This is a genomic window from Rhodococcus zopfii NBRC 100606 = JCM 9919, assembly GCF_001895025.1.
Lineage (GTDB): Bacteria > Actinomycetota > Actinomycetes > Mycobacteriales > Mycobacteriaceae > Rhodococcus > Rhodococcus zopfii.
Map to the genome: position 1 here is coordinate 23457 of NZ_BCXI01000003.1, position 17363 is coordinate 40819.

General features: G+C 68.6%; 14 protein-coding genes. 9 read left to right on the top strand and 5 right to left on the bottom strand.

Features of this window, described 5'->3' with window-relative positions; genetic code table 11:
* The first annotated feature begins 44 nt into the window (after nt 1-44).
* The 5 genes from RZ1_RS02260 to RZ1_RS02280 are packed head-to-tail and all read left to right on the top strand — an operon-like array spanning nt 45 to nt 8258.
* Nucleotides 45-638, top strand: a complete 594-nt coding sequence (locus tag RZ1_RS02260) for an NUDIX hydrolase (RefSeq protein WP_072808881.1) — start codon at nt 45-47, stop codon at nt 636-638.
* Nucleotides 635-2995 carry a DUF6049 family protein gene (locus RZ1_RS02265; RefSeq protein WP_083583476.1) on the top strand — a complete coding sequence of 787 codons (2361 nt, stop codon included), beginning with the start codon at nt 635-637 and terminating at the stop codon, nt 2993-2995. The genes RZ1_RS02260 and RZ1_RS02265 overlap by 4 nt, the downstream gene beginning before the upstream one ends.
* On the top strand, nt 2992-6891 hold the full coding sequence (gene murJ / locus RZ1_RS02270) for a murein biosynthesis integral membrane protein MurJ (protein ID WP_072808883.1): 3900 nt from the start codon (nt 2992-2994) through the stop codon (nt 6889-6891). Before RZ1_RS02265 ends, murJ begins: the two co-directional genes overlap by 4 nt.
* 49 nt (nt 6892-6940) lie before the next feature.
* Entirely contained in the window at nt 6941-7522 is a 582-nt protein-coding gene (gene sigM, locus RZ1_RS02275; protein WP_072808885.1) for an RNA polymerase sigma factor SigM, read from the top strand.
* 55 nt (nt 7523-7577) lie between these two features.
* Nucleotides 7578-8258: an RsmA family anti-sigma factor gene (locus RZ1_RS02280; RefSeq protein ID WP_072808887.1), complete on the top strand. Its 681-nt coding sequence runs from the start codon at nt 7578-7580 to the stop codon at nt 8256-8258.
* Nucleotides 8259-8264: 6 nt separating this feature from the next.
* Here the strand turns inward: RZ1_RS02280 and RZ1_RS02285 are convergent, their stop codons facing one another.
* The gene (locus tag RZ1_RS02285) at nt 8265-8822 is read right to left on the bottom strand and encodes a TetR family transcriptional regulator (RefSeq protein ID WP_072808889.1); all 558 of its coding nucleotides are present in this window, start codon (nt 8820-8822) and stop codon (nt 8265-8267) included.
* A 99-nt stretch (nt 8823-8921) separates the two neighbouring features.
* Here RZ1_RS02285 and RZ1_RS02290 point away from each other — a divergent pair, with 99 nt between their 5' ends.
* The 4 genes from RZ1_RS02290 to RZ1_RS02305 all read left to right on the top strand — a co-directional run bounded on the left by RZ1_RS02290 (nt 8922) and on the right by RZ1_RS02305 (nt 13041).
* Nucleotides 8922-10121, top strand: a complete 1200-nt coding sequence (locus RZ1_RS02290; RefSeq protein ID WP_072808892.1) for an NADH:flavin oxidoreductase — start codon at nt 8922-8924, stop codon at nt 10119-10121.
* 241 nt (nt 10122-10362) lie between these two features.
* On the top strand, nt 10363-11331 hold the full coding sequence (gene trxB, locus RZ1_RS02295) for a thioredoxin-disulfide reductase (RefSeq protein ID WP_072808894.1): 969 nt from the start codon (nt 10363-10365) through the stop codon (nt 11329-11331).
* A 56-nt stretch (nt 11332-11387) separates the two neighbouring features.
* On the top strand, nt 11388-11711 hold the full coding sequence (trxA, locus tag RZ1_RS02300) for a thioredoxin (protein WP_072808896.1): 324 nt from the start codon (nt 11388-11390) through the stop codon (nt 11709-11711).
* 154 nt (nt 11712-11865) lie between these two features.
* Entirely contained in the window at nt 11866-13041 is a 1176-nt protein-coding gene (locus tag RZ1_RS02305) for an N-acetylmuramoyl-L-alanine amidase (protein ID WP_072808898.1), read from the top strand.
* Nucleotides 13042-13126: 85 nt separating this feature from the next.
* Here RZ1_RS02305 and RZ1_RS02310 read toward each other — a convergent pair whose 3' ends face one another.
* The 4 genes from RZ1_RS02310 to rsmG form a co-directional block, all read right to left on the bottom strand.
* Nucleotides 13127-13822 carry a hypothetical protein gene (locus RZ1_RS02310; RefSeq protein WP_072808900.1) on the bottom strand — a complete coding sequence of 232 codons (696 nt, stop codon included), beginning with the start codon at nt 13820-13822 and terminating at the stop codon, nt 13127-13129.
* 57 nt (nt 13823-13879) lie between these two features.
* Nucleotides 13880-15031, bottom strand: coding sequence for a ParB/RepB/Spo0J family partition protein (locus tag RZ1_RS02315; RefSeq protein WP_072808902.1), 1152 nt, complete (start codon nt 15029-15031; stop codon nt 13880-13882).
* Nucleotides 15028-15999, bottom strand: coding sequence for a ParA family protein (locus RZ1_RS02320; RefSeq protein WP_072808904.1), 972 nt, complete (start codon nt 15997-15999; stop codon nt 15028-15030). Before RZ1_RS02320 ends, RZ1_RS02315 begins: the two co-directional genes overlap by 4 nt.
* A gap of 668 nt (nt 16000-16667) precedes the next feature.
* Nucleotides 16668-17348 (bottom strand): 16S rRNA (guanine(527)-N(7))-methyltransferase RsmG, encoded by a 681-nt coding sequence (gene rsmG, locus RZ1_RS02325; RefSeq protein WP_072808906.1) that lies wholly within the window; start codon nt 17346-17348, stop codon nt 16668-16670.
* Nucleotides 17349-17363: the final 15 nt, after the last annotated feature.

Consider the following 17363-nt stretch of genomic DNA (forward strand, 5'->3'; position numbering starts at 1 on the left):
GTGGTTCGGCCGGCAGCCACGTCACGCCAACTACTATCGACAAGGTGTCGCCCGCCGAACGTGCCAACCGCAACCGCCGCAGCTCGCGGCGGCGTGGCGGCAGCGGCGGATCACCCGTCCGTTCCCCGGCGAATCCCGCCAAACCCCAGTTGAGGACGGTGCGGGAGACGTCGGCCGGGGGACTGGTCGTCGACGGGCTCGGTGGTCCCCCCGACCAATTGTGTGCTGCGCTGATCGGACGTACCGACCGGCGCGGCCGGCTGTTGTGGTCGCTGCCGAAGGGGCACATCGAGAAGGGCGAGACGGCCGAGGAAACGGCCATGCGCGAAGTCCACGAGGAGACAGGTATCCGCGGCAAGGTCCTCGCCGAGCTCGGCAGCATCGACTACTGGTTCGTCACCGAAGGCCGTCGCGTGCACAAGACCGTCCATCACTATCTGCTCCGCTATCTCGGTGGCGAATTGTCCGACGCCGACATCGAGGTCACCGAGGTCGCGTGGGTGCCCCTGACAGAGCTGCGCTCGCGGCTCGCCTACGCCGACGAACGCAAACTCGCGGACGTCGCGGATCAACTGATCGCCGAGATGACTGCCGCGTGGCGGCTCGGCACCGGCGGACCGGAGGCCCGTCTCGGATGACGCTGTTGATGCACCGGACCGGTGCTGCGGTCCTTGTCGTGCTCGCACTCGTGTTCGCGACGATCGGCGGCACCGTCGTCCTCACGACGATCGGCGGCGCCGCCGCACACGCGGACACCGACTCGTCGCGGTTCCTGGAACTGCACATCGACGACGTCACCCCGTCGATCGTGACCGACGGCAGCGAACCGGTGGTGGCGGTGTCGGGGACCGTGCGCAACATCGGCGACCGGGACGTCTCGGACGTCAGCGTGCGGTTACAGCGCGCACCGATGGTCACGGACACCACCGAACTGCGCACCACCCTGACGCTCGACCAGGGCGGTTACGACACGGTCGGCGAATTCGAATCGATGGTCGACCTGCTCGAACAGGGCGACGAAGAGCACTTCTCCCTCGAGATGCCGTTGCGTTCGGCGACCGGGCTTTCGCTCGGCATCGACACGCCCGGCGTGTATCCGCTGCTGGTCAACATCAACGGCACCCCCGAGTACGGCGGGGAGGCGCGCCTCGACGACGCCCGGTTCCTGCTCCCGGTTCTCGCGGTACCCGGTGACGGCAAGGATCTGCCCCCGGTGGCACCGCCGCAGGGGGGTCCGGCGGCCGTGACGATGTTGTGGCCCCTGGCCGACGAACCCCGGCTCGCAGCGGGCGTGGCCGGATCCGTGAACGAACCGGTGCGGCTCGTCGACGACAAACTGGCCACCTCCCTCGCGCCGGGCGGTCGCCTCGACGGTCTGCTCGCGGCCGTGGAATCCGTCGCCGGCGACGAGAACCCGGGCCGGCTCGCCGGGGCCCTGTGCCTGGCGATCGATCCCGACCTGCTGGTGACCGTGGCGAACATGACACGCGACTATCTCGTCGTCGACGATCCGGCCGATCCGCTGGGCGATGCGAGTGAGGGCGAGGGCACGGAGGCGGCGGTGGCCTGGCTGGGCCGGTTGCGCACCGTCGCGTCGTCGATGTGCACAGTCGCGGTGCCGTTCGCCCAGGTCGATCCGGTCGCGCTGGCCGATGTGGCCGAATCGTCGCCTGCCGGTGCGTCGCTGACCGCGGCGGCCCTCACCGCACCCGCGGACCTCGTCGACAACATCCTCGGCGTCACATCGATGCGCGACGTCGTGTGGCCGGATTCCGGCGTCCTCACCGAGAAGGCCGGCCTGCTGCTCGCCCAGGACGGCCCGGTGACCACCCTCCTCGCCGACAGCGCCGTCGACACCTCCACCACCGCACCGTCCGCGACCCGCGTCTCGGGTGTCGACGGACTCACCGCCGCACTGTTCGACAGTTCGGCCGCAGCGGCGCTCGCCGCCGTGGGACACAACCCGTCGACACCGTCGTTCGTGCCCGAGTCCGCACGGTACGAACTCGGCGAGGACTCGGCGACCGCGCGCTTGCAGGATGCGCTGGGTGCTCTCGCATGGCCGGCGCTGGGCGGGTCGGCCACGTACGGGTCCGAGGAGGCCGGCGGCACGGCGAACAGTTCCGTGCTGTTCGCGCCGGCGCAGACGTGGGCGCCGAGCGAGGACGAGGCCACCGACATGCTGTCGCTGCTCGAGACCCTCATCCGGGCAGGACTCGCGGTGCCGCGCCCGTTCGAGCAGGTCGTCGGCTCCGCGGCGGCAACCGCGAACGCCCCGGACACCGTGCTGCTGTCGTACCCGGAGCAGGCGATCGTCGACGGCGCATCGGACGTCGTGGTGGGGCACGCCGCGGAACAGGCTCCGCGCCTGGACGCGTTGCAGCTCGCGCTCGTCGAGGACCCGCAGGCGCAGCTCACACCGCAGCGGTTCCTGGCGCCGCTGCGGGAGGACCTGCTGCGATCGATGAGCCTGGCCGGTCGCCGCGGACCCGATCCGGGAGCCGCCGAGCACGCCGCCTACACCCGGTCGACCGCCGTGAACGACGCCGTGGACCGGATGTTCGAGGGCGTGACGGTCCTCTCACCGGGCGGTGTCTACACGCTGACGTCGGAGCAGAGTCCCCTAGTCTTGGTCGCGCGCAACGATCTGCCCGTGGGCATCACCGTGCGGTTGCACGTGGACGCGCCCCCGGAGATGGAGATCACCGACATCGGGCCGACCCAGCTGCCGCCGCGCGGGAGCCGCACACTGACGGTGCCCACCCAGATCAGCGACTCGCGGAAGCTCGGTGTCGAGTTCGCTCTCACCACCGAGTCCGGTTTGTCTCTCGGCACGCCGACGAGTGTGACGGTACGTTCCAACGCGTACGGCCAGATCCTCGCCATCGTCACCGGCTGTGCGGGGGCGCTCCTGTTGTTCCTGGCAGGCCGGCGACTCCTGCACCGGTTCCGCGGTGAACCGGATCCAGCCGACGAAGGGTACGAAAAACCATGACCGGGAACCCGACCCGCGACGGTCGCGCGGCGCCCACGCCCGGCGGTGCGCCGGCAGGCGGTGCGGACACCGGCGCCACCCCCGGCTCCCGGAAGCCCTCGGGCCTGCTCGCCGCGTCCGGTTCCATCGCGATCGCCACCCTGGTCAGCCGCATCACCGGATTCTTCAAGCAGGTACTGCTGCTGACGTTGCTCGGTGCGGGGGTCGCGAGTTCGTTCACGGTCGCGAACCAGATCCCGAACATGATCTCCGAGCTGGTGCTGGGCGCCGTGCTCACCTCGATCGTCGTTCCCGTGCTGGTCCGCGCGGAACGGGAGGACCCGGACGCCGGTGCGGCCTTCGTCCGCCGCCTGTTCACCCTGTCGCTGACGGTCCTCGCCATCGCCGCGTTGCTCGCGACCGCCGCGGCACCGTTCCTGGTGACCCGGTTCTTCCTGGACGACTCCGGCAAGGTCTCGACGTCGCTGACGACGGCACTGACGTTCCTGCTGCTGCCGGCGATCCTCTTCTACGGTCTGTCCGCGCTGCTCACCGCGATCCTCAACACGCGACAGGTGTTCAAACCGGGTGCGTGGGCGCCGGTGCTCAACAATCTCGTCGTGCTCGCGGTCCTGATCCTGTACTTCCTGCTGCCCGGTGAGATCACCCTCGATCCGGTGCGGATGAGCGATCCGAAGCTGCTGCTGCTCGGCGTCGGCGTCACGCTCGGTGTCGTCACCCAGGCCCTGTCGCTGGTTCCCGCGCTGCGGCGCGAGAAGATCAGCCTGAAGCCGCTCTGGGGTTTGGACGACCGCCTCCGTCAATTCGGCGGCATGGCCGCCGCGATCGTGCTGTACGTGCTGATCAGCCAGGCGGGCACGGTGTTCGCCACGCACATCTCGTCCGGCGCCGACGAGGCGGGCCCGGCGATCTACAACAACGCGTGGGCCCTGTTGCAGCTGCCGTACGGCGTGCTCGGCGTGACGGTGCTGACCGCGATCATGCCGCGGTTGAGCCGCAACGCCGCCGACGACGACACCCCGGCCGTCGTCGACGATCTGTCCGTCGCGACGCGTCTGACGATGATCGCGCTGATCCCGATCGTCACGTTCTTCACCATTGCCGGTCCGCAGATCGGCACCGCCCTGTACGGGTACGGCAGCTTCGGTTCCGGGAACGCCGACCTGCTCGGGCAGGCGGTGAGCTGGTCGGCCTTCACGTTGATCCCGTACGCGCTGGTCCTGATCCACCTGCGGGTGTTCTACGCGCGGCAACAGGCGTGGACGCCGACGTGGATCATCCTCGGCATCACCGCCGTCAAGATCAGCCTGTCCGCCCTCGCACCGGTCCTGGCGAGCAACGACCAACACGTCGTGCTGTTGCTCGGCGTCGCCACCGGCATCGCGTTCACGGTCGGCGCGTGCATCGGCGGCTTCCTGCTGCATCGCACGCTCGGCGACCTCGAGATGGCGAACGTCGGGCGCACCGTGTGGAACGTGGTGATCGCGTCCGCCGCGGCCGCCGCGTCGATCCTGCTTGCGGACCGGTTGCTGCAGCTCGACGTGTTGAGCGAACGCTTCGGCGGTGTCGGATCGATCGTCCGCGTCGGCATCACCGGTGTGCTGATGATCCTCGTCGCGCTGACGGTGATGTGGGTTCTCAAGGTCCCCGAGATCCTCGCGATCGTGGCCGCGGTGCGCCGCAAGGTCGACGCGCTGCGCGGTCGCGGTGCGCCCGAGGCTCCCGATGGCACCGACGCGGACACGACCCGGGCGCTGCCGCCGCATCCCCCGGCAGCGGGCCGCCGGTACTACCCCGAGAGCGACGCCGAGAAGACCGTCGTGCTGCCGCGCCTCGACTACCTCTCGTACGGGGGCTCTCCGTACGACGCGATCACAGAAGTCATCCCAGTCATCCGGGATCGACCCGGGGAACTCGATGCTCAGCAGCACCTCCCGTACCCTGGTGACCGGCAGGTTCGGCCCTCGCGATACGGGTCGCAGCAGTTCACGAGGCCGGGCGATGCCCGTTTCCGCGCACAAGGTGGACGAGTCGAAGAAGAAGGAGTCAGGGTGAGCGACGACCACGCTGCCGGCAAGTCCACGATCGATGCCGCCGCACGCACGGACGCGAACGCGCCGTCCGGACCCGCGGACAAGTCCGCCGCGGCGAAGAACGAGCAGGCGACGCCGCCTGCCGGTGCACCGAAACCGGGCTCGGGTGCCGCACCGGCCGACGCCGGGCCCCGGGGGACGATGGGTCCCGCACCGAAGAGCACCGCACGTCCGAAACGCGATCCCAACTACGACACCGGTGTCATCCCGATCGGATCGCCGCAGCTTCCGCCGCTGCGAGTCTCCGGTTCGACACCGCGGCCTCAGATGCGTGGGCCCGAGCTCATTGCGGGTGCCTCCGTCGCCGGTGGCCGCTACCGGCTGCTCGCCCCGCACGGCGGCGCCCGTGGGCTGCGTTTCTGGCAGGCCCAGGACGTCAAGCTCGATCGTGAAGTGGCGTTGACGTTCGTCGACGCCGACCAGCAGTCCGCGAACGTCACCGGTCCCGACGGACCGCAGGCCATCCTGTCGCGCACGCTGCGCCTCGGCCGCATCAGTTCGCCGGGCCTGGCCCGCGTGCTCGACGTGGTTCGCGGCAGCTCCGGCGGCATCGTGGTGTCCGAATGGACGCCGGGCCGCTCGCTGCGGGAGATGTCCGGAACCGAACCCTCCCCGATCGGCGCGGCCCGTGCCGTGCGGGCGCTCGCCGGGGCCGCTGAGGCAGCTCACCGTGCCGGCAGCGCGCTGTCGATCGACCATCCCGACCGCATCCGCATCAGCGTCGCCGGCGACGCGGTCCTCGCATTCCCCGCCACGTTCGCCGACTCCGACGCGATGTCCGACGTGCGCGGCCTCGGCGCGAGCCTGTACGGCCTGATCACCGCGAGGTGGCCGCTGCCCGACGCCACGGCACCGGGCGCGCCGGCACCGGCGGGCGGAACCGTCGGTGGCATGACACCGGCCGAGCACGGAGCTGACGGCGCACTCGTCGAACCGCGCGCCCTGCGTCCCGAGGTCCCGTTCGAGATCTCCGCGGTCGCGGTGCGGGCCCTGCAGAACGACGGTGGCATCCGGACCGCGGCGACCGTGCAGCACATTCTCGATCAAGCTTCGGTCGTCGACCAGAAGACCGACATGATCCCGGCGCTGCGGCTGGGGCAACGGGCGGGCGTCGAGCCGCACGCGCTGTCCGACCCGGAAGCCCTCGCCGAGAAGAAGAAGCGCTCCGAGCGGATGCTCATGGCCCTGGTCGGGCTCAGCGTCACCACCGTGGTGCTGCTCGCGCTGATCGGCTGGTGGATAGCCAACCTTCTGGCCGGAGGCAGCAGCGACGAACCTCTCACGAGCCAGGAGTTCGGGCTCACCCAGACCGCAGAGGCACCCGAACCCGAGGCGGCGGCGCCCACCGCGGCGCCGGCCACGGCCGGCCCGATCGAGGCGACATCGGTCACGGTGTTCTCGCCGCAGGGCACCCCGGATTCGCCCGCGACAGCGCCTCTGGCGATCGACGGTGATCCCGCCACGCAGTGGAGCACCGACGCGTACTTCGATCCGTTCCCGTCGCTCAAGAACGGTGTCGGCCTGATGTTCGACCTCGCGGATCCGGTAGCGCTGCAATCGGTCTCGGTCACCACCGACGATCCGGGCACCGTCGTCGAAATCCGCAGTGCGCCTTCGGATCAGGCCTCACTGGATCAGACTCAGGTGATCGGTTCGGCCACTCTGGGTTCCGGTGTCACCGAGATCCCGATCTCCGCCGAGGGCCGTACGTCGAACGTGCTGCTGTGGATCACCGAACTCGGTAAGAGCGGTGGCAGCAACAAGAGCACGATCGCCGAGGTCACCTTCACCGCAAGCGGATAACGCTTTCGCTCACCGCCGATTCTCCGGGCGGATCGGATACCATCCGCGCGTGCGAATTTTCGGGGGGATCGCAAATATCGCCGTGTCCGATGCCGAGTTGCTGGCGGCGCATGCGGCCGGGGACGACCAGGCGTTCGCAACGCTGCTGCGCCGCCACTACGACCATCTGTGGCAGGTCGCGCGACGAACCAGCTATTCACCGGAGGACGCGGCCGACGCCCTGCAGGAGGCGCTGCTGTCGGCGCACCGGACCGCCTCGTCGTTCCGGAAGGACGCGGCGGTGCGCAGCTGGCTGCACACGATCGTCGTGAATGCGTGCCTGGACCGGATCCGCCGCAACCGGGCACGACCCACCGTTCCGCTGTATCTCGACGACGGGGACGAACCGCAAACCGAACGCAACTACATAACCGAGGCCGAGACCGCGCTCGATGTGGAGGCCGCCCTCGAGGCCCTTCCCGACGATCAGCGGGTCGCGGTGATCGCGGTCGACATCGAGGGCTACTCGGTTCGCGAGGCATCTCGGCGCCTCGGCGTTCCGGAGGGCACCGTCAAGAGCCGCTGCGCACGTGGCCGGTACAAACTGGCGGTGCTCCTCGGTGATCTGCAGGGGCCGGGGAACCGAACCTGACTCCGGACCGTCTAATTGTGATGAGAGGGCATCGAGCCGCCGAGGAGGACTTCGCATGAACGCAGGCGAACTGCCGCGTCCGCCGTACCCTGCGGACCTGCTCGCCGACCTTCACGCGGGCGTGCTCGCCGATGACGTCGCCGAGCGCCTGTGGCCGCTGGTCCGCAGCGACGCCGACGCCATGGCGGTGATCGTCGCCCTCGACGGCGTGCAGGAGCGCCTGCGGGATCTCGCGCATCGGGATGCGCCCGGGACCGGGTCGATGCCACCCGAGGTCGCGATGCGACTCGACGACGCGGTCCTCGGGGACGTCCGGGCCCGGCGGCGACGTCGCCGGGTGTTCGCCGGCGCGGTCGTCGGTGCTGCCGCGGCAGTCGTGGCGGTCGTCGCGGTCGTGGTCGTCGGCGTGATCGGTCCGTCGAGCGACGAGACGGCACCGGTCGCGGTCGGCCCGAGCGGCGCGGCCGTCCTCGAACCGGACAGCCTGCGCAGCCTGATCGGTTCCACCGATCTCGGGCCGCTGTCCGACGACCGCGCGCTCACCGGCTGTCTGACCGCGAACGGCATCGACCCGGCGGGTCCGCTGCTCGGGTCCACGACGCTCGAGTACGGCGACCGGGACGCGGTGCTGTTGCTGGTGCCCGGCGACCTGCCCCCGCAACTCACCGCCATTGTTGTCGGAACTGGTTGCGATGCAACACATCCCGAGACGCTGTCGGTGACGACGATCGGGTGAGGGCCGTCAGCGGTCTGCGACCGGCAGCAGGATTTCCAGGATCCTGGCCCGCAGCGCCGGCGTGTCGTCCTCCGCCGCGATGAGACTGCCGAACAGCGCTGCGCCCGCGGCCATCACGAGGACCGCGCGCGCGTCGAGTGCGCCCCGGTCGGTGTCCTCGGAGAACAGGGCGGTGCTGGGCCCACTGAAGGTGCGCCACAGCGCATTCCGCAGATCTTCGTGGTCGCGCAGCGCGGTGAGCAGCCCAGGGAGGGCGGCCCGCACGTCGGGGCGGGCGAACAACTCGGCGCTGCCGGTGACCACCCATTCGATCCATCCGCGACGATCGATGCCGTCGTACGGTTCGAGGTCCGGGGCGGAACCGAGCAGTGCGTCGAGCACGAGGTGCTCCTTGCTCGACCAGCGGCGAGTGAGGGCGGCGCGGCCGACGCCGGCCCGGGCGGCGATGCCCCGCATGCTCAGTCGATCCCAACCGAGCTCGATCAACATTTCCCTGGTCACCGCCAGGACTTCGGCGTCGATACGCGGTTCGCGCGGACGACCTGGGGCAGGAGCCTGGGACATACAGTGTGTATCTTTTCGGTATGCGATGTGATCCAGACCATCGCTCGGGGGTTATAGTTGAACGACAATACGATACCACTGGCATCGAAAGTAGGGGCCATGTCTCCGTCGCGACCCGCAGTATTCGAACCCGCACGCCTCGGACCACTGACACTTCGCAACCGCATCATCAAGGCGGCCACCTTCGAAGGGGTCATGCCGCACGGTGCGATCACCGACGAGCTCGTCGAGTTCCATGCCGAGGTCGCGCGCGGTGGCACGGCACTGACCACCGTCGCCTACTGCTCGGTGTCCCCGGCAGGTCGCGTCCACCGCGATACCCTCGTCCTCGACCGTGAGAGCATCGCCGGACTGCGCCGCCTCACCGACGCCGTCCACGCCGAAGGCGCACTCGCCTCCGCACAGATCGGCCACGCCGGGTTGGTGGCCAACCAGATCTCCAACGGCGTCCGATCGCTCGCCCCTTCCACTCGCATCAGCCCACCCGGGATGGGCCTGGTCCGCGGGGCCACCCTCGGACAGCTCGACCGAGTCGTCGAGGACTACGAGCACGCCGCCCGCAACGCCGTCGAGGCCGGCTTCGACGCTCTCGAGGTGCACCTCGGCCACAACTATCTGCTCAGCTCCTTCATGAGCCCCAACCTCAACAAGCGCACCGATCGCTACGGCGGCTCCCTCGAGAAGCGCAGCGCGTTCCCGCGCCGCGTCCTCGAAGCCGTGCGCACGGCAGTCGGCGACAAGATCGCGGTCATCGCGAAGTTCAACATGACCGACGGCGTGCCCCAGGGCCTGTGGATCGACGAGTCCCTGCCCATCGCCAAGATGATCGAAGCCGACGGCCACATCGACGCGATGGAACTGACCGGCGGCAGCTCGCTGCTCAACGGCATGTACTTCTTCCGCGGTGAGGTCCCGCTGCGGGAGTTCATGGCCTCGCAGCCGAAGGTCGTCGGGTGGGGCCTGAAGTTCTACGGTCCGAAGCTGTTCCCGACCTACCCCTTCGAGGAAGGCTTCTTCCTGCCGGAAGCACGGCAGTTCCGCGCCGAACTGAAGCTGCCGATCATCCTGCTGGGCGGCATCAACCGGCTCGATACCATCGAGCACGCACTCGAGGGGGGTTTCGAGTTCGTCGCGATGGGCCGGGCCTTGCTGCGCGACCCCGACGTGGTCAACAAGTTCCGGGACGAGAAGGCCGACGAAGGTCTGTGCATCCACTGCAACAAGTGCATGCCGACCATCTACACCGGCACCCGCTGCGTGATCCGCGAAGCGCTCCGGGAGACCCCGCAGGCGGTCTGACACTGCCCCTGCGGCGCCGCCGTCGCCGTGCCGCGCGCACGGCGACGGCGGCGCCCGGCATATGGGGTCGGTGCGCGGGGGAGGGGAGGGGTGCGGGCGCTCGACCGGGCCCGGAACGGGGCGAGTGTGGCGTGACGCACGGCACGATCGGAACAACACCCTCTACCCTGGTGTTGTTTCTTTCGTCGCGGCAGACCGACGCGAATCGCACCACCAGTCACAGACGAACCGGAAGGCCCGCATGACCACTCCGCCCACGATTCACGACCTCATCATCGTCGGTTCGGGACCGGCCGGATACACGGCCGCGGTGTACGCAGCCCGCGCCGAGCTCGTTCCCCTCGTCTTCGAGGGCACCCAGTTCGGTGGCTCCCTGATGACCACCACCGAGGTCGAGAACTTCCCCGGTTTCAAGGACGGCATCATGGGCCCCGACCTCATGGAACAGATGCGCGAGCAGGCTCTGCGCTTCGGGGCCGACATCCGCACCGAGGACGTCGACGAGCTCGACGTCACGGGACCCGTCAAGACGGTCGTCGCGAACGGTGAGACCTACCGGGCCCGCGCGCTCATCCTGGCCATGGGCGCCGAACCCCGGTACCTCGGCGTACCGGGTGAGGAGCGGCTGCTCGGCCGCGGCGTCAGCGCGTGCGCGACCTGCGACGGCTTCTTCTTCCGCGACCAGGACATCGCCGTGGTCGGCGGCGGCGACTCCGCGATGGAGGAGGCCACCTTCCTCACGCGCTTCGCGCGCAGCGTCACCCTGATCCACCGCCGCGGCGAGTTCCGCGCATCGAAGATCATGCTCGAGCGTGCCCGCGCCAACGAGAAGATCCGCTTCGTCACCAACGCACAGGTCGCCGAGGTGCAGGGCGAGAACAGCGTCACCGGGCTCGTCCTCGAGGACACCGTGACCGGCGAGCGCAGCGACCTGGCCGTCACCGGCCTGTTCGTCGCGGTGGGCCACGACCCGCGCAGCACCCTCGTCGCCGATCAGGTCGACCGCGACGCCGAGGGTTACGTGCGCGTCCAGTCGCCGACCACGGCCACGTCCGTGCCGGGCGTGTTCGCCGCCGGCGACCTCGTCGACCGCACCTACCGGCAGGCCATCACCGCGGCAGGCACCGGCTGCTCCGCGTCCATCGACGCCGAGCGGTGGCTCGCCGAGCACGCCGACGTCGACCTGTCCGCGGCCGCCGCCCAGGCCTGACCGGCGGAGTCCGACCCACCCATTCGTTTCACCCCATCGAATCTCCAGGAGACATCGTGGCCAATACCATCACCATCACCGATTCCTCGTTCGTCGAGGATGTCCTCCAGTCCGACAAGCCGGTCCTCGTCGATTTCTGGGCCACCTGGTGCGGTCCGTGCAAGATGGTCGCGCCCGTCCTCGAGGAGATCGCCGGGGAGCACGGCGACAAGCTGACCGTCGCGAAGCTCGATATCGACGCGAACCCGTCGTCGGCCCAGGACTACAAGGTGATGTCGATCCCCACGATGATTCTGTTCTCGGGCGGCAAGCCGGTGAAGACGATCGTCGGCGCCAAGGGCAAGGCGGCACTCCTGCGCGACCTGGGCGACGTTCTGTAGTAGCGTCCCACCGATCGACGCGCGGTCGCCGGACCCGGCGGCCGCGCGGCAGGTACGCCCGGATTTCTCCAGCTCCGGGCATATCTGAGACAATCGAGCGATGCTGCCTGCCCCGCGGCGGGCACCGTCAGGTCAGCACGGAAAGGCCCGAGACATGCACCGACTGCGTCACGGCGACCACGGACCCGCTGTCGCCGAGATTCGCAGCACCCTGGCCGGTTTGGGCTTTCTCCACGACAACACCGCACCCCGCGACTGGGTCGGCTCGGACGTCGTGTTCGACCGTGAGCTCGACGGCGCCGTGCGCGCCTTCCAGCAGCAGCGAGGACTACTCGTCGACGGCGTCGTCGGCCCCGCGACCTACCGCTCGCTGAAGGAAGCGTCGTACCGTCTCGGCGCCCGCACACTCATCTACCAGCTGTCGGCGCCGCTGTACGGCGACGATGTCGCCGCGCTGCAGACCCGCCTGCAGGACCTCGGGTTCTACGTGGACCGGGTGGACGGTTACTTCGGTCCCCGCACCCACGAAGGCCTCAGCTCGTTCCAGCGGGAGATCGGCCTCGCCTCGGACGGTATCTGCGGCCCCGAGACTCTGCGGGCTCTGGACCTGCTCGGCACTCGCGTATCGGGCGGTTCGCCGCACGCGATCAGCGAAGAGGAGATCGTCCGCCGGTCCGGGCCGCAGCTGAGCGGCAAGCGAATCGTGATCGATCCCGGTCTCGGCGGCAACGATCACGGCGTGATCGTGCGGAGCCGGCACGGCGCGATCTCCGAGGCGGACATCCTGTGGGATCTGGCCCGGCGGCTGGAAGGCCGGATGGCCGCCACCGGTATGGAGACGTTCCTCTCGCGGCCGTACCACTCGAATCCGACGGACATCGAACGAGCCGGCACCTCGAACGCGTTCGGCGCGGACCTGATGCTCTCGCTGCGATGCGACGCGAGCCCCAACCCCGCGGCGCGTGGCATCGCCAGCTTCCACTACGGCAACTCGCACGGCTCGGAGTCGATGATCGGGCAGGTCCTCACCGGCTACATCCAGCGTGAGATCGTCGCCCGTACCGCGCTGCAGGACTGCCGCAGCCACGGACGCACATGGGACCTGCTCCGGCTGACCAACATGCCCACGGTGCAGATCGATCTCGGCTACCTCACCAACCCGCAGGATGCGGCGCTGCTCGCGGATCCGCGGTCGCGGGACGTCATCGCCGAGGCAATTCTCATCGCCGTCAAGCGTCTGTATCTGCTCGGGCAGGACGACCAGCCGACGGGCACCTACACGTTCGCCGAGTTGCTCGCCGAGGAACTGTCCATCACCGAGACCCGCTGAGGGTCGCCGCTCGTACATCGACAAACCCCGCCGGCCTGGAGGCCCGGCGGGGTTTGTTGTTTCACGTGAAACAGCGCGTGCCCTGTCAGCGTGCCCCGACCGGGGTGCGGCTGCCGTCGAGTTCCGCGATCGTGATCGACGCGGCCTCGATGAGCCGGTCGAGAGCGGCCTCGACCTCTTCCTTCCACCCGTGATCTCGATCCAGTTCCAGGCGCAGTCGGGGGAAGCGCGGATGCGGGGCGATCACCTCGAACCCCATGTCTTCGAGGAACTCCGCGGAGATCATGCACTCGACGGGGGAGCAGTCGAGTGCCGCCGTCGCCGACGGCACCCCGGTGCTCTGCCCGGCCTCGTCGATGGCACGGATCCCGAACGCCTCGAGCGCACGCACGTTGCGCCGGACCAGATCGTCGACGACCGCGCGGATCAACCCGGTACCCAGATCGAGGTCGTCGGCATGCGGTTCGATCCGCATGCTCGTCAGCAGGATGGCGTCGGCGCTGACCGGTGAGGTCGGGAACAGCTGGGCGCGTGGAACCATGTTGGGCGGAGCGTAGAACGCGCACCCGGCCGGCTTGTCGTCGACCGTCGCGAGCTGAGCGCACGAACCCCACTGCAGCATGACCATGGACAGCCATGCCTCCTTCTCGAACTCCGGATCGCAGTAGTCGCGCGCACCGCGGACGGCCCCCGGATCCATCTCCCAGAACACGCAGCGCCGCGCATGCGCGGGCAACTGGTCGATTCCACTCAGCGTGAGTGATGTGACTCGAGTCGACACCGGTCTACTTCGCCTCCACGTCCGTATTCACGACTGTCGTCCTGCATCGGCGGCCCGTCAAGAAGGATCGACCTGGGACTCCATCATCGTCACGATCCGCTGCAGATCGTCGACCGATCCGAACTCGACGACGATCTTGCCTTTGCGTTTGCCGAGGCTCACGGTGACGCGGGTGTCGAAGGAACTGGACAGCCGCTCCGCGACGTCCTGCAGACCGGGCATCTGGATCGGCTTCCGACGCTGCACCGGCGTGGCCGCGGGACCGCCGCCGCGGTTCGCGAGCATCACCGCTTCCTCGGTGGCCCGCACCGACATGCCCTCCGCGACGATGCGCGCGGCCAGCACCTCCTGAGCGTCGGCACCGGCATCGAGGGACAACAGAGCCCGCGCGTGCCCGGCGGACAGGACTCCGGCGGCGACCCGGCGCTGCACCGCAACCGGGAGCTTGAGGAGCCGGATCATGTTGGTCACGACCGGCCGCGACCGTCCGATGCGTGTCGCGAGCTCCTCGTGGGTCACCTCGAACTCTTCGAGCAGCTGCTGATACGCGGCGGCTTCCTCGAGCGGGTTGAGCTGGACACGGTGGATGTTCTCGAGCAGCGCGTCGCGCAGCAGCGCGTCGTCGTCGGTGTCTCGGACGATCGCCGGGACCGTCTCCAGGCCGACCTCCTGGCAGGCCCGCCAACGCCGCTCGCCCATGACGAGCTGGAAGCGGTCGCCCTCCAGACGGCGCACCACGATGGGCTGCATGAGCCCGAACTCGCGGATCGAGTGCACCAGCTCCGCGAGTGCTTCCTCGTCGAACACCTGACGCGGCTGCTTCGGGTTGGCTTCGATCCGGTCGATCGGCACCTCGACGTACACCGCACCGGTGGGGGAGGGGAGGGGCTGATCCGTGGCAGCCGGGGCCGGGGCAGCCGGGGATGTGCCGTCGCCGATGATCACGTCGGCGGCGGCGGAGCCGAGGCCGGTCGGCGGAATCGTCATGCCGGACATCCCGCCCGCCTTACGGGGCGTGACCGACTTACCGGACGTCGTGTTCTTGATCGGCGCGGTCCCCGAGGGAGCCGGCGCAGCGGGTGCGGCCGGTGCCGTCGCGGTCCGGGTTCCGGCGGGAGCCGTCGCGGGCGCCGGAGGTGCTTCGACCGGTCCGGTCGGGATGAGCGCTGCCAGACCCCGCCCGAGACCACCCTTGCGTGTCGCGCTCATTCGTTCCCCTGATTCTTGTGGTGACCCCGCGCCGCCAGTTCACGCCCTGCGTCGAGGTAGCTCATCGCACCGCGCGAACCTGGATCGTAGTCGAGAACGGTCATTCCGTACCCGGGAGCTTCGGAAACCTTCACGCTGCGAGGAATGACGGACCGCAGGACCGCGTCCCCGAAGTGGGAGCGCACTTCGGCCGCCACCTGGTCCGCGAGTTTGGTGCGCCCGTCGTACATGGTCAGCAGCACGGTCGAGACGTGCAACTCCGGGTTCAGGTGTGACTGCACGAGTTCGATGTTGCGAAGCAACTGACCGACACCCTCGAGCGCGTAGTACTCGCACTGGATGGGAATGAGCACCTCTTTCGCCGCGACGAGCGCGTTAACGGTGAGTAGGCCCAACGACGGCGGGCAGTCGATGATGATGTAGTCGTAGTCGCGATCGCCGAGAGCGGCGACCGTCAGTGCGTTCTTGAGCCGGTTCTCCCGGGCGACCATCGACACCAGTTCGATCTCCGCGCCTGCGAGATCGATCGTCGCGGGAATGCAGAACAACCGCTCGCTGTGCGGGCTCTGCTGGACCGCGTCGGCCGCTTTCACCTCACCGAGCAGAACCTCGTAACTCGACGCGACACCGGAGTAGTGCGGCACCCCGAGCGCGGTACTCGCGTTTCCCTGCGGATCGAGATCCACGACGAGCACGGTCAGACCCTGCACCGCGAGGGCGGCGGCAAGATTCACCGTCGTCGTGGTCTTGCCGACGCCACCCTTCTGATTCGCGACGGTGATGATCCGACGTTCGGACGGTCTCGGCAGGGAGGTTGCTGCGCTCGGGTGGAGGATCTGGCTCGCACGATGGGCTGCGGCCCCGATCGGAGTGTCCGCGGCGGAGATTCCGTCGAACGGCACCGGGAAAAAATCGTCGTCGATGGCTTCGGTTTCACGTGAAACAGCGGACTCGGATCCACCCGACATTGAACGCTCCTTTATCGTCGACCCGCACCCGGGACGGTCGGCGTTGACGTTGGCTGAGGCGTGAGATCGAGCATCTCGATGCGACGCCCGAGGCCTGCCGACCACCGTTGTCGCATCGTCCTCTTTTCGTTCAGTATTCCATCCCGCATTCTATGGGGACACGGTGACATCGCCGACGTTTCCGGTTTCACGTGAAACACATGGGGACCCGGATCCATGTTTCACGTGAAACATGGATCGTCGGGGAGGTCACCGCCCCAGCAGCGACGACGTTTCACGTGAAACCGCCGCGGGAGGAGTTTCGCTGATCGGAAACAGTTCCACGGAGCCGACTTTCGTCGTCTTTCTATCCAAATCTATTGTCTTTCAAAGATTTCGATAGAAGAATGTGCCTTCCCGTCCCCGGGGGACTTCAGTAGATGTCACAGTGACGAAATGCAACCGACCCCGTGGGTACCGGCCGCCACATTGATTTTTTCCGCGGTTGCGACTTCCCGACGTCACGCACCGGAAGATCTCGAGAGAATCACTCGAGCTCGAGATGCTCGAGGAGTTCGCCGGGCCGGCAGAACCTCGAGCCGGGGACCGGGGACACCGGGCACGAAGAGGCCCCTCCACTTCCCGGGTGGGGGAGGGGAGGGGCCGATGTTTCACGTGGAACGTGCGCGCTACCGCTTCTTGCGCCGTCGCGGCGGGCGCGCCATTCGTTCGGCCTTCACCACAATGGTGGGCACTTCGAGCAATCCGACACCGCACTCGAGCACCTCGAGACCGCCGGCACCGAGTCGTTCGAGCTCCTCGCGGTCACGTTCGAGTTCCTCGGCAGCGGAGCTGCCCTTGAGCGCGAGCATCCGGCCGCCCTCCCGGATCAGGGGCAGCGACCACTTGGCGAGTTTCGCGAGGGGTGCGACAGCACGCGAGGTGACGACATCCGCACCGCCCGCCTCCTGCAGAACGCCGGGCTGTTCAGCGCGTCCACGCACCACCAGAACGTTCTCGAGTCCGTGTGTTTCGACGAACTCGGCGAGATAGACGGAGCGGCGCAGCAGCGGTTCGACGAGCGTGACGTGGAGATCCGGCCGCGCGATCGCGAGCGGGATACCGGGGAGACCGGCACCGCTACCGACGTCGACGACGCTCTCGTCCTTCTCGATGAGCTCACCGAGCACCGCACAGTTGAGCAGGTGCCGGTCCCACAGGCGCGGGACTTCACGGGGCCCGATGAGCCCCCGCTCGACCCCGTCGGTCGACAGTGACCGATGATATTCCTGCGCGAGAGCGAACCGCTCGCCGAACACCTGATGCGCGACCTCGAGGACGCGTTCCTCGTCATGTTCCACGTGAAACATCCTCTCCCTACAACC